This window comes from Azospirillum brasilense (genome assembly GCF_005222205.1).
Classification (GTDB): Bacteria; Pseudomonadota; Alphaproteobacteria; order Azospirillales; family Azospirillaceae; genus Azospirillum; species Azospirillum brasilense_G.
Genome location: NZ_CP032345.1, coordinates 2228669 through 2241128, shown reverse-complemented (window position 1 = coordinate 2241128; position 12460 = coordinate 2228669). Strand labels below are relative to the sequence as shown.

Here is a 12460-nt window from a genome sequence, read left to right as displayed (position 1 = left end):
CGAACGGCACCGCCGCTTCCGTGATCGGCACGCGTCACGGCGGTGCGCTTTTCCGCAGGGCGTTCAGGCGACGGAGAACAGGAAATTGACCAGCGCTTCGTTGACCGCCGCCGGACGCTCGAACGTCGTCCAATGGCCGCAGCGATCGAGAATGCGCAGCGTCGACCCTGGGATCTTCGACGCCAGCGCCCGCACGGCCGGGGGTGGCGCCGTGCCGTCCTCGTCGCCCGTGATGAGCAGCGTCGGGCAGGCGATCCGTGCCACGTCGGCGGGCTCGGCGGCGGCCAAGGCCTCGCAGGTGCGGGCATAGCCTTCCGGGTCCTGGCGCATCAGGATCTCGCGCACGAACGCCGCCACTTCCGGCCGGTGGGCCTTGGTGTCGGCCGAGGTGCCGCCCTGGACGACCGCATCGGCGATGCCCACCATGCCGTCGGCGCGCGCCTTGGCGGCGCGGTCGCGGAGAGCCGGGCGGGCGGCGTCGGGCGGTGCGTGAAGCGGCCCGATCAACGCCAGGCTGCGCACCCGCTCCGGCTGGCGGACGGCGAGATGCTGGCACACGACGGTGCCGAGCGAATGGCCGACCACATGGGCGCGCTCGATGCCGCGGCTGTCGAGGACCGCCACGACCGCATCGACGAAGCCGGAAATCGACACGTCGTCGGTGATGGCGCTTCGCCCGGAACCGGGCAGGTCGAAGCGCACGCACTGGAAGAACCGCGACAACGCGCCGACCTGCGGGGTGAACACGTTGGAGGTGCCGCCCAGGCCATGGACCAGGATCACCGGGTCGCCCGCGCCATGAACCTCGACAGCCGGATGCTGTGCCATAAGGTGTTTCCCTTGTTGCCGTTGCAGAATGGCCGCCCGTGCTCAGTCGAGCATGTTGCTGAGCCGGCCGAGCCCGTCGATCTCGATCGTCACGCGGTCGCCCGGCTTCAGGAACTTCGGCGGGTTGAAGCCGATGCCGACCCCGGCCGGCGTGCCGGTAGCGATGATGTCGCCGGGGTACAGCGTGATTCCGGCCGACAGGGTCTCGATCATCGTCGGAATGTCGAAGATCAGATCGCGCGTGTTGGCGTTCTGGCGCAGTTCGTCGTTCACCCAGCAGCGCAGCGCCAGATTGGCCGCGTCGACCTCGTCGGCCGTCACCAGCCAGGGACCCATCGGGCAGAAGGTGTCGAAGCTCTTGCCCAGGAACCACTGCTTATGGCGCGACTGCCAGTCACGCGCCGTCATGTCGTTGATGATGACGTAACCGAAGACATGGTCGTAGGCGTCGGCCTTGGTGATCCCGCGGCCGCCCTTGCCGATGACCACGCCCAGCTCGGCCTCATAGTCGAGGCTGTCGCTGACCCCGTGCGGATAGCGGATTGGATCACCATTGGCGATCACCGTCTCCGGCGGCTTCGTGAAGAAGATCGGCGCCTCCGGGATCGCGTCGGCCGCCACCTTCGACCCGGCGTCGAAACCGCTGCGGGTAAACTCGTGGGCATGGTCGTGGTAGTTCTTGCCGACGCAGAAAATGTTGCGGTCGGGGCGCGGGATCGGCGCATCGACACGGACGTCGGCCAGCGGAATCCCCACAGAGCCGAGCGTCATTTCGCCCTTGGCCGCGTCGTAATGGCGGATGAGGTCGATCATGTCGCGGACCGGCCCGCCGAGAACGGATTCGATCGGCCAAACCCGCTGCGTGTCCGGATCGATCACCCCGACCATGCGGCGTCCATCATGTTGGAAGGTGACGAATTTCATGCGCTGCCTCCGCTGATCCAATTATGAGCCATTATCGGGTCCAATGCGGCGCTATCAGCGCCATAAGTGATCCAATATGACGATTAAGGCTCATAATTGGTCAAGAAGAAAATGCGTCTGGTCCATTTTTTCTGAGCCGGTTGCCTGAACCTCTGCGCCACCTCTGCGCTGGCAACCCTAAGATTGAGATTGCACGGCGGCTGCGGAGGCGCCATATTGGATGAAGAATGGATCAAGAATGCTGGTGGAACGGGTATGGACGCGCTGAATCTCAGGGATCGGGCTGCTTCCGGAGCGAGCGCGGTTGTTGCGTTGATCGAACAAGGCATCGCCGACGGAACCTGGGGTCCGGGCACCAAGCTGCCGACCGAGCGCGAGTTGGAGAAGCGCTTCAACGTTTCCCGCAACACGCTGCGCAAGAGTCTTCGCGTGCTTGAGGAGCAAGGCAAGATCGTCCGCCATGTGGGCCGCGGCTCGTTCGTCACGTCGGAGGCGACGGCGAAGGCCCCGGCCGAGGACCAAAGCCTGACCAGCCGCATCATCGGCGCCAGCCCGGCGGAAATCATGGAGCTGCGCCTGATGGTCGAGCCGCAGGCGGCGGAACTGGCGGCCGGCCGGGCCACCGCGGCGGATCTCCACCGGATGGAGGAATGCCTGGCCCATGCCGAGCGCGCCCAGGACGTTCCGGAGTTCGAGCACTGGGACGGCATGCTGCACGTGGCGATCATCGGGGCGGCCAAGAACGGCCTGCTGGCGGATGTGTACGACGCGATCAACGCCATCCGGAACCAGCCGGAATGGGCGCGGCTCAAGGTGCGCAGCCTCACGCCGGCGCGCCGCGCCGTCTATGAGGACCAGCACCGGCGCATCGTCAGCGCGCTCAAGGACCGTGACGGGGATCAGGCCCGTGCCGCCCTTCAGGAGCATCTGCTGCAGGTCCGCACCAACCTTCTGGGAAGCTGATACTGAACCGCTACTGAACCGCACCGGGCTTTTCGGAGGCGGTCGGGCGCGGCGCCTCGACGGTCGGCAGGAACTTCCGCGCGCGCGCCGACCGGATCTGTCGCCGTAGCTGCGCAGCCAGACCGTGCCAGAGCGTGATGGATGCGATCCGGACGGAGGCAAGGTGGTGGGCGTCGAGCTTGTCGTAGCGGGTCGCCACACGACGCTACTGCGTCAGCTTTCCGGCTTGGCGCTTAACGAGGTGCCGCCGCCGACATGCCGCGCGGTCAAAGTCCGGATTTGCGGACTGGTCGGCGCGACTGGGCATGATCGGCGCTCGGACCAAATGCGAACAGATCTGCCCTGCGCAACCCCGACTTTTTCAACACCGTCCGCCAGGAGCCGGCCTTCAAAGGACTTCAACGCGACGCGGCCGTGCTCAAGAGCGTCAGGCCTTCCAGGAGCCGAGCAGCACCTCCAGGAAGCGCGCCGCCATCGGTGAGAGGATGGCGCCGTGTCGTCGGACGACGCCGATCGTCCGGGAAATCTTCGGGTGGCTCAGTGGGATGGTCCGGATGATCGGGTGCCCTGAGGCCGGGGTGGCGAGCTTGGGGAGCACCGCGACGCCGAGCCCCGCCTCCACCAGACCGAGCGAACTGGCGAGATGCGTGATCTCGTAGGACCAGCTGAGCTTCAGGCCGTGCTGCGCCAGGGCGTTGTCGATCAGCGCCCGGTTGCCGCTGGTCCGGCCCACGGTGATGACCCGGTGGGCGGTCAAATCCTCCCACGTGGCGGCCTCCTGGGAGGCCAGCGGATGATCGTGCCGGCAGGCGACGACGAACGGGTCCTCGGCCAGCGGCGTGAACTCGATGTCCGGGTGTGACGTGCCGATGAAGTTGATGCCGAAATCGGCCTCGCCGCGGGCCACCGCCTCCAGCCCCTCGTTGGCGCCGAGGTCCAGGATGCGGAAGCGGATGCGCGGGAACGCGACGCTGAAGCGGCTGATCGCGTTCGGCAGGAAGTAGAACACCGCCGTCGGGACGGAGGCGATGGTGATCTGCCCGCCGCTCCGCGCCCCCAGGTCGCTGATCCCCAGCAGCGATGACTCGAACTCGTCCAGGAAGCGCCGGACCTTGGGGATGAAGTCGCGTCCGACCATGGTCAGGGCGACATGGCGGGTCGAGCGCTCGAACAGGGCGACCCCCAGCGTGTCCTCCAGCTTCTGGATGCGGCGGCTGAGCGCCGGCTGCGAGAGGTTCAGCAACTCGGCGGCGCGGTTGAAGCTGCCCAGTTCGGCCACCGCCACGAAGGCTTTCAGATCGACCAGTTCGAAATTCATGCCCGGCTCCGCAAGGCGGCGCTCATTGATGCGTGTTCCGGAATAATACCCCGAATCATTGCATTTAACAAATACGGTTCCGAGGCTGAATATCGGTTCATCGGCTTTCTTCGCCGTCACGGCGAGATCAAGAGACACCAAGCGCCATGAACCACCTGACCAGCCGCCAGATCGGCATTCCCTGTGTGATGATGCGCGGCGGGACCTCCCGCGGGCCTTTCTTTCTGGCATCCGACCTTCCGGCGACACCGGCGGAGCGCGACGCCCTTCTGCTCTCCGTCATGGGGGCGGGGAACGACCTGGGAATCGACGGAATCGGCGGCGGCAATCCTTTGACCAGCAAGGTCGCCATCGTCGGTCCCGCCACGCTCGCCGGCGCGGACGTGGACTATCTGTTCGCCCAGGTGCGCGTGCAGGAAGGGATCGTCGACACCTCGCCCAACTGCGGCAACATGCTCGCCGCCGTCGCCCCCTTCGCCATCGAGGCCGGGCTGGTCCCGGCGACGGACGGCGTGACGGTGGTGCGCATCCACAACGTCAACACCGGCAAGCTGATCGAGGCGCGCGTCCAGACCCCCGGCGCCCGGGTGACCTACGAGGGCGGGGCCGCCATCGACGGCGTGCCCGGCACCGCGGCGCCCATCCATCTCGCCTTCCTCGACGCGGCGGGCGCCAACACCGGCCGGCTGCTGCCCACCGGGGCGCCGGTCGACCGGATCATCGGGATCGATGGAATTGATGGGGTCGAGGTTTCCTGCATCGACGCCGCCATCCCGGTGATGCTGGTCCGCGCCGCCGACCTCGGCAAGACGGGGCATGAGCCGATGGACAGCTACCGGCTCGATCGCGGCTTCATGGCCCGGCTGGAGGCGTTGCGCGTGGAGGCCGGCCGCCGCATGGGCTTCCCCAACGCCGCCGGCATGGTGATCCCCAAGCCCGTCCTGCTGGCGCCACCGACGCGCGGCGGCACGCTGGCCGTGCGCTATTTCATGCCGCACGACTGCCACCGGGCGATGGCCATCACCGGGGCCGTCGCCACCGCGACCGCCTGCACGATCCCGGGAACCGTAGCCTCCGCATTGGCCGGACACCTGGCCCTGCCCGGCGACGTCACCTTCGAGCATCCGGCCGGCCGGCTGACCGTCCACCTTGATCCGGGCGCCGGTCAATCCGCCCCCACCGCCAGCATCCTGCGCACGTCACGACGCCTGTTCGAGGGAACCGTGTTCGCACGGCCATTGGAGCCACCACGGGCCGCCATGGCCGCCTGACCCATAACGCACCGAGGAGGAAACACCATGCGCCTACAAACGGGAGATCAAACCCCGGCGCCGACCGATCCCAAAACCATCGACCCCAAAGTCGTCTACCCCAAAGCCATCTACAAGGCCCTCTACTTCCAGGTCGTCATCGGCCTGATCCTGGGCATTCTGGCCGGCCACTTCTGGCCGGACTTCGGAGCCTCCCTGAAGCCGCTCGGCGACGGGTTCGTCAAGCTGGTCAAGATGATGATCGCGCCGGTGGTCTTCTGCACCATCGTCAGCGGCATCACCAGCCTCAACGACACCCGCGAGATCGGCAAGACGCTGGTCAAGTCGATGGCGCTGTTCTACGCGCTGACGGTGGCGGCGCTCCTCATCGGGCTGGCCGCGGTCTTCATCATCGAGCCCGGGGTCGGCATGCACGTGTCGCCGGCGTCGCTCGACACCGCGGTGGCGGCGCGCTACGCCAAGCAGGCGGCTCCGGTCGGCTTCACCGACTTCCTGCTGCACATCATCCCGCATTCCTTCTTCGGCGCCTTCGCCGAAGGCGAGGTGCTGCCGGTGCTGCTCATCTCCGTCCTGGTCGGCTTCGGGCTGACGCGGGTCGGCAAGGCCGGCGAGCCGGTGGTCCAGGGCATCGAATCCTTCTCCCACGTGCTGTTCGCCGCCTTCGGCTTCATCATGAAGCTGGCCCCGATCGGCGCCTTCGGCGCGATGGCCTTCACCGTCGGCAAATACGGCATCGACTCCATCGGCTCGCTCGGCCTGCTGATCCTCACCTTCTACGCCGCCTGCGGCTTCTTCCTGGTGGTCGTCATCGGCACGCTGGCGCGGCTGCACGGCTTCAGCCTGTGGAAGGTGCTGCGCTACTTCCGCGAGGAACTGCTGATCGTCCTCGGCACCTCCTCCTCCGAACCGGTCCTGCCGCGCGTGCTGCAGAAGCTGGAGGCGCTGGGTTGCAAGAAGGGCGTCTCCGGCCTCGTGCTGCCCATGGGCTACTCCTTCAACCTGGACGGCACGGCGATCTACCTGACGCTGGCCTCCCTGTTCATCGCCCAGGCCTGCGACATCCACCTGTCGGCCGGCCAGATCATCGCCATGCTCGGCGTCATGCTGCTGACCTCGAAAGGTGCGGCGGGCGTCACCGGCAGCGGCTTCGTCGCCCTGGTCGCCACGCTGACGGTGATGCCGGACCTTCCCGTGGCGGGCGTCGCGCTGCTCGTCGGCATCGACCGCTTCATGTCCGAGGCCCGCGCCCTGACCAGCATCATCAGCAACTGCGTCGCCAGCATCGTCGTCTCGATCTGGGAGAACGCCTGCGACCGCGAGGTTCTGCAGCGGGAGCTGAACCAGAGCTACGCCAGCACCGAGCGGATCCTGGAGGAGAAGGGCGACATCACCGTCCTGCCGCTGAGCCCCCAGGCCCCCGCCCAGCCGTCGCACTGATCCCGCACAGGCCGCTCCCACGCATCGAGGACGCCACCATGACCGCCCCCGCCATGACCGTTTCCGCCACGGACGCGAAGGACTGGATCGGCCGGACCGAGACCGTGTCCGACACCGTCACCCCCACCCCCTACGCCGCGCTGTCGGCCACGCTGGACCGGCCCGCCGAGCGCCCCGCCCCCGGCACGCCGCTCCCGCCGCTGTGGCACTGGCTGTACTTCCTGCCGCTGCACCGCCAGTCGGAGATCGGGCCGGACGGTCATGCCAGGCGCGGCGGCTTCCTGCCCCCGGTGCCGCTGCCCCGCCGGATGTGGGCCGGCAGCCAGTTCGAGTTCCACAGCCCCCTGCGCGTCGGCGACGCCCTGACCCGGACCTCGACCATCCATGACGTGACCGAGAAGTCCGGGCGCACCGGTCCGCTGGTCTTCGTCAAGGTCCGCCACGAGATCCGCCGGGCCGGCGAGACCGAGGTGGCGCTGACCGAGTTCCACGACATCGTCTACCGCGAGGCGGCCAATCCGGACGACGCGCCGCCCGAGCCCCAGCCGGCCCCGGCGGACGCGGCGTGGGAGACGCGCTGGGTTCCCGATGACGTGCTGCTGTTCCGCTACTCGGCGCTGACCTTCAACGGCCACCGCATCCACTACGACCGCCGCTACGTGACGGAGACCGAAGGCTACCCGGGGCTGATCGTGCACGGTCCGCTGATCGCCACCCTGCTGCTCGACCTGCTGCGCCACCGGCGGCCGGAGGCCGAGGTCGCCTCCTTCCGCTTCAAGGCGGTGCGGCCGACCTTCGACATCAATCCCTTCTCGGTGTGCGGCACGCCCCAAGACCATGGACGGGGCCCCGACGGCAAGACGGTCCACCTGTGGGCCAAGGACCATGACGGCTGGCTGACCATGGACGCCACCGCGGTCCTGAAGTGAGGACGAGCATCATGAAACCCCTGGCCGGACTCACCGTCGTCACCCTGGAGCACGCCATCGCCGCCCCCTTCGCGACGCGCCAGCTCGCCGACCTCGGCGCCCGCGTCATCAAGGTGGAGCGCCCCGGCGTCGGCGACTTCGCCCGCGGCTACGACGAGCGGGTGCGCGGCGTCGCCTCGCACTTCGTGTGGACCAACCGCTCCAAGGAAAGCCTGACGCTCGACGTCAAGCACCCGGAGGCCCAGACGATCCTCAAGCGCCTGATCCGCGAGCAGGCCGACGTGGTGGTGCAGAACCTCGCGCCCGGCGCGGCCGCCCGCCTCGGCCTGTCCTACGAGGCGCTGTCCGCCGAAAAGCCGGGCATCATCGTCTGCGACATCTCCGGCTACGGCGGCGACGGCCCCTACCGCGACAAGAAGGCCTACGACCTGCTGATCCAGGGCGAATCCGGATTCCTGTCGGTGACCGGCACGCCGGAGACGCCGTCCAAGGCCGGCCCGTCCATCGCCGACATCTCCGCCGGGATGTACGCCTACACCAACATACTGGCGGCGCTTCTGCAGCGTCAGCAGACGGGACGCGGCTGCCGCATCGATGTCTCCATGCTGGAGTCGCTGGTGGAGTGGATGAGCTACCCGCTCTACTACGCCTTCGACGGCGCGCCGCCGCCGGCCCGCACCGGCGCCAGCCACGCCACCATCTACCCCTATGGCCCGTTTCCGGCCGGCGACGGCAAGACGGTGCTGCTCGGCCTGCAGAACGAGCGCGAATGGGTGGCCTTCTGCGAGACGGTGCTGCAACGCCCCGAGCTGGCGCGGGAGGAGCGCTTCTCCAGCAACTCCCGCCGCAACGCGGCGCGCGACGAGCTGCGCGGGATCATCGTGGCGGCCTTCGCCGGCCTGACCGCCGAGGAGGTGGTCGCCCGGCTGGAGCGGGCCTCGATCGCCAACGCCCAGGCCAACGCCATGCAGGACGTCTGGAACCACCCGCAACTGGCGGCCCGCGACCGCTGGCGCACGGTGGAGACCCAGAACGGGCCGGTGCCGGCCCTGCTGCCGCCGGGAGTGGCGAGCGGCCGAGGCGCGCAGGGGGAGGCGCGCATGGACCCGGTGCCGGCGCTCGGCCAGCACACCGAGTCCATCCTCGCGGCGTTGGGCTACGCGCCCGGCGACATCGCCCGGCTGCGCGACGCGAAGGCGGTCTGAGCCACATCCCGCGCCGCGGCCCGAACGGAAAACCATTTTAGGGAGGACCCGATCCATGCCGTCCACGATCATCGACTCCGCCATCTTCGGCGACATCTTCAGCACCCCGGCCATGCGCGCCGTCTGGTCGGACGAGAACCGGACGCGCAAATACCTGGACATCGAGGCGGCGCTCGCCCGCGTCCAGGGCCGTCTGGGCATCATCCCGCAGGAAGCGGCCGACGAGATCGTCGCCAACTGCTCGCTCGACAAGATCGACATGGCGAAGCTGAAGGCGCAGACGGAGCGCATCGGCTACCCCGTGCTGGGCGTCGTCTCGCAGCTCAACGCGCTCTGCCGCGACCGGCTCGGCGAATACTGCCACTGGGGCGCCACCACGCAGGACATCACCGACACCGCCACGGTCCTGCAGATGCGCGAGGCGCTGGCCATCGTGGAGGAGGACCTCGCGGGCCTGTCGGCGGCCCTGGCGACCCTCGCCAAGCGCCACCGGGACACGCCGATGATCGGCCGCAGCAACCTCCAGCAGGCGGTGCCGGTGACCTTCGGCTACAAGATGGCCGGGCTGCTGTCGGCGGTGGAACGCCATCGGGAGCGGCTGGCGCAGCTCCGTCCGCGCGTGCTGATGGGCGAGTTCGCCGGAGCGTCCGGCACGCTGGCCTCCCTGGAGCACGGCGCCATGGAGACCCAGGCCGGGCTGATGGAGGAGCTGGGCCTCGCCCAGCCGGTGATCGCCTGGCACACCATCCGCGACACCATCGCCGAAGTCGGCTGCTTCCTGGGCCTGGTCGGCGGCACGCTCGGCAAGCTGTCGATGGACGTGAAGCTGATGATGCAGACGGAGGTCGGCGAGGTCTACGAACCCTACGCGCACGGCCGCGGGTCGAGCAGCACCATGCCGCAGAAGCGCAACCCGATCTCCAGCTGCTACATCCACGCGTCGATCTCCGTTCTGCGCCAGCACACGGCGGCCCTGCTCGACGCCATGGTGGCCGACCACGAGCGGTCGACCGGCCCGTGGGAGATCGAGTGGATCGTCCTGCCGGAGGCCTTCTGCCTGCTGGCCGGCGCCTTGAAGCAGGCGCGGTTCGTGGTGAGCGGCCTTGAGGTCGACGCCGAACGGATGCGCGCCAATCTGGAGATGACCAACGGGCTGGTGGCGTCCGAGGCCGTGATGATGGGGCTTGGCCGCCACATCGGCCGCGAATACGCCCACGACCTGGTCTACGACCTCTGCCGCGAGGCGGTGCGGCAGAACCGGCCGCTGCTCGACCTCCTGGCCGAAACCCCGGAGATCAGCGCCTGCCTCAGCCGCGCCGAACTGGCCAAGCTGTGCGATCCGGCCAATTACCTCGGGCAGTCCGGGGTCATGGTCGATCGTGTGCTGGCCCGCGTGAACGGCTGACCGGGCCAGTGTTGCTGGTTGCGCGAACCGTTCCGCCTGCACGGTGCCTGTCGAGGACTCCTCCAGAAGGGGGCGAGGATGCGTTCTGAACGATCGTGAGGTTTGTCCGGAAACCCCGTCGCCGAAACGGGTTGCCGGACACCTTTCGCAAACCCAAGGGTAGGAACGCCCCACGCTCGGGAGCTGCGGTTGCGGATGTGACGAAAGGGGAACCTGCACCGAGAAAGCCACCTCCTTGCCGGCACGCGCGTTCACCGTCATCACCTTGCCGGACCGGTGCGTGCAGAGGGGCTTGCCCCGTTCCAGTCGAAACCCCGACAGCGCTGTGACGGGGCACGCCGCGGCGACAGCCGCCGGTCTTCGGACCAGCGGCTCCACCCGGCCTCTCGCTGTATGGTCGAAGGGGGGTGTGACCTGTTCCCCTGAAACCCTTCCACCCCTGGGATCGAGTGCGTGCCTCTCTCCTCGATGCCGGCTCCGGCCACTCATGGCTGGTTCGATCTCGACGAAATCTGGTTTGCGCGGAAGGATCGTCTCACCGAACATGGGCTTCGGACTCCGTCATCGTCTCCGCAAGCCATGTCCATGGCAACTCGCATCACCCACAGCCAGGATGACGGGCAGCGCCGGCCAAAGCAGAACAACGGGAGGGTGGCAAGGATGGACTACCGCAAGCTCGGCCGCAGTGGCGTGAAGGTGTCGCCGCTGTGCCTTGGCGCCATGATGTTCGGCGGTCCCACCGACGAGCCGACGGCCGTGCGCATCATCGCGCACGCCGCGGAAGCGGGCATCAACTTCATCGACAGCGCCGACGTCTACAACGAAGGCCGGTCGGAGGAAATCGTCGGCCGGGCCGTGAGGGGCGACCGCGAGCGCTGGGTGGTGGCGACCAAGGTCGGCAATCCCACCGGGCCGGGCCCGAACCAGCGGGGCCTCTCGCGGCGGCGGCTGATCGTGGCGTGCGACGCGAGCCTCCGGCGTCTGGGCACCGATTGGATCGACCTCTACTACCTGCACCGCGAGGACCCCGACACCCCGCTGGAGGAGACCGTTGCCGCGCTGGGCGACCTGATCCGCAGCGGCAAGATCCGCGCGTTCGGCGTGTCGAACTTCCGGTCCTGGCGCATCGCCGAGATCTGCCGTCTGTGCGACCGTCTGGGCATTGACCGGCCGGTGGCCTGTCAGCCCTATTACAACGCGCTCAACCGCATGCCGGAGGTCGAGATCCTGCCCGCCTGCGGCCATTACGGCTTGGGCGTGGTCCCCTACAGCCCGCTCGCCCGCGGCGTGCTCACCGGCAAGTATCGCCCCGGGGATGAACCATCCGCCGACACCCGCGCCGGCCGCAAGGACCGGCGGATGATGAACACGGAATGGCGCCCGGAAAGCCTGGAAATCGCCCAGGAGATCAAGAGCCATGCCGAAGCGCGCGGCATCACGCCGGGGCAGTTCGCCGTCGCCTGGGTGCTCAACAATCGCCTCGTGACCGCTCCGATCGCCGGGCCGCGCACGGAAGAGCAATGGCGCGCTTACCTCGGCGCGCTGGATTACACCTTCACCGCCGAGGACGAGGCGTTGATCGACCGGCTGGTGACGACCGGACACCCCTCGTCTCCAGGCTACAACGACCCCGCCTACCCCATCGAGGGTCGTCCCGTGCGAACCACCTCACCGTCCGCACCGTAGGCCTCGCCGAAGAAGCGTGCCCGAGTCCCGAAAGGACCGCCGCAAAGCAATCCAGTGCCTTTGCGGCGGTCGGACTCGAAACCAATCCGCTCTGAACCGAACCACCCGACAACAGCCCCGTCAAGGCGTTGGCGCATAAAGCGAAGACCTGAGCGGGGTCGATCCGGCTCCGGAAGTGCCGGAACCAGGTCAGCCCCACTGTGGGAACCGGGTCATGACACCTCAGCCTATTCCGTACGTCATCAGGGTCAATCCATCTGTGGCCTGACACCGGCCCGCCGGCCGGAACGGCGGGGAAGCGCCGACCAGATCGAGCAGCGGCAGCGGCAGCGGCAACGGACCGTCATCCGTGGTTGAGCCTTTCCCCGCGAGCGACCTCAAGGCCCGGTGCGGCCCGCGTCGCCGGACGCCCGCGCTCCCCCTTGGCGACGCGGGCGCACGGCGCCATCGAATGACATCGGCATCACCGCGGGCAGCCGCCGGTCGGCATCGCG

Annotated in this window: 11 protein-coding genes; 7 read left to right on the top strand and 4 right to left on the bottom strand. The window is 68.3% G+C overall.

The genetic code is table 11. The annotated features are described in order from the left end of the window. Positions 1-63: 63 nt before the first annotated feature. Together D3869_RS10835 and D3869_RS10830 are read right to left on the bottom strand one after the other, a co-directional pair. A complete protein-coding gene (locus D3869_RS10835; protein WP_137140053.1) occupies positions 64-828 on the bottom strand; it encodes an alpha/beta fold hydrolase in 765 nt (254 codons plus the stop codon). Positions 829-870: 42 nt separating this feature from the next. Then, complete coding sequence (locus D3869_RS10830; RefSeq protein WP_137140052.1) at positions 871-1752, bottom strand: fumarylacetoacetate hydrolase family protein; 882 nt, start codon at positions 1750-1752, stop codon at positions 871-873. Between the two features lie 312 nt (positions 1753-2064). Between D3869_RS10830 and D3869_RS10825 the strand changes: the two genes are divergently transcribed. After that, a complete protein-coding gene (locus tag D3869_RS10825) occupies positions 2065-2715 on the top strand; it encodes a FadR/GntR family transcriptional regulator (RefSeq protein ID WP_175426437.1) in 651 nt (216 codons plus the stop codon). 10 nt (positions 2716-2725) lie between these two features. On the opposite strand, the gene D3869_RS10820 is transcribed toward D3869_RS10825, so the two are convergent. After that, on the bottom strand, positions 2726-2914 hold the full coding sequence (locus D3869_RS10820) for a hypothetical protein (protein WP_137140050.1): 189 nt from the start codon (positions 2912-2914) through the stop codon (positions 2726-2728). Positions 2915-3142: 228 nt separating this feature from the next. After that, positions 3143-4033, bottom strand: coding sequence for a LysR family transcriptional regulator (locus D3869_RS10815; RefSeq protein WP_137140049.1), 891 nt, complete (start codon positions 4031-4033; stop codon positions 3143-3145). Between the two features lie 146 nt (positions 4034-4179). On the opposite strand from D3869_RS10815, the gene D3869_RS10810 reads away from it, so the two are divergent. The 6 genes from D3869_RS10810 to D3869_RS10785 all read left to right on the top strand — a co-directional run bounded on the left by D3869_RS10810 (position 4180) and on the right by D3869_RS10785 (position 11966). Further along, positions 4180-5304, top strand: a complete 1125-nt coding sequence (locus D3869_RS10810; RefSeq protein WP_137140048.1) for a 4-oxalomesaconate tautomerase — start codon at positions 4180-4182, stop codon at positions 5302-5304. A 27-nt stretch (positions 5305-5331) separates the two neighbouring features. Further along, the gene (gene dctA, locus D3869_RS10805; protein WP_137140047.1) at positions 5332-6741 is read left to right on the top strand and encodes a C4-dicarboxylate transporter DctA; all 1410 of its coding nucleotides are present in this window, start codon (positions 5332-5334) and stop codon (positions 6739-6741) included. Between the two features lie 38 nt (positions 6742-6779). After that, a complete protein-coding gene (locus D3869_RS10800; protein WP_175426436.1) occupies positions 6780-7670 on the top strand; it encodes an FAS1-like dehydratase domain-containing protein in 891 nt (296 codons plus the stop codon). Between the two features lie 11 nt (positions 7671-7681). Further along, positions 7682-8875: a CaiB/BaiF CoA transferase family protein gene (locus D3869_RS10795; protein WP_137140046.1), complete on the top strand. Its 1194-nt coding sequence runs from the start codon at positions 7682-7684 to the stop codon at positions 8873-8875. Positions 8876-8930: 55 nt separating this feature from the next. Next, positions 8931-10280, top strand: coding sequence for a 3-carboxy-cis,cis-muconate cycloisomerase (gene pcaB, locus D3869_RS10790; protein WP_137140045.1), 1350 nt, complete (start codon positions 8931-8933; stop codon positions 10278-10280). Between the two features lie 660 nt (positions 10281-10940). Further along, a complete protein-coding gene (locus tag D3869_RS10785) occupies positions 10941-11966 on the top strand; it encodes an aldo/keto reductase (RefSeq protein ID WP_137140044.1) in 1026 nt (341 codons plus the stop codon). Positions 11967-12460 lie beyond the last annotated feature (494 nt).

What these genes read in the sequence shown, in the direction of transcription:
- D3869_RS10835 (WP_137140053.1), bottom strand. Translation starts at nt 828, where the DNA reads ATGGCACAGCATCCGGCTGTCGAGGTTCATGGCGCGGGCGACCCGGTG.
- D3869_RS10830 (WP_137140052.1), bottom strand. Translation starts at nt 1,752, where the DNA reads ATGAAATTCGTCACCTTCCAACATGATGGACGCCGCATGGTCGGGGTG.
- D3869_RS10815 (WP_137140049.1), bottom strand. Translation starts at nt 4,033, where the DNA reads ATGAATTTCGAACTGGTCGATCTGAAAGCCTTCGTGGCGGTGGCCGAA.
- D3869_RS10810 (WP_137140048.1), top strand. Translation starts at nt 4,180, where the DNA reads ATGAACCACCTGACCAGCCGCCAGATCGGCATTCCCTGTGTGATGATG.
- dctA (WP_137140047.1), top strand. Translation starts at nt 5,332, where the DNA reads ATGCGCCTACAAACGGGAGATCAAACCCCGGCGCCGACCGATCCCAAA.
- D3869_RS10800 (WP_175426436.1), top strand. Translation starts at nt 6,780, where the DNA reads ATGACCGCCCCCGCCATGACCGTTTCCGCCACGGACGCGAAGGACTGG.
- D3869_RS10795 (WP_137140046.1), top strand. Translation starts at nt 7,682, where the DNA reads ATGAAACCCCTGGCCGGACTCACCGTCGTCACCCTGGAGCACGCCATC.
- pcaB (WP_137140045.1), top strand. Translation starts at nt 8,931, where the DNA reads ATGCCGTCCACGATCATCGACTCCGCCATCTTCGGCGACATCTTCAGC.
- D3869_RS10785 (WP_137140044.1), top strand. Translation starts at nt 10,941, where the DNA reads ATGGACTACCGCAAGCTCGGCCGCAGTGGCGTGAAGGTGTCGCCGCTG.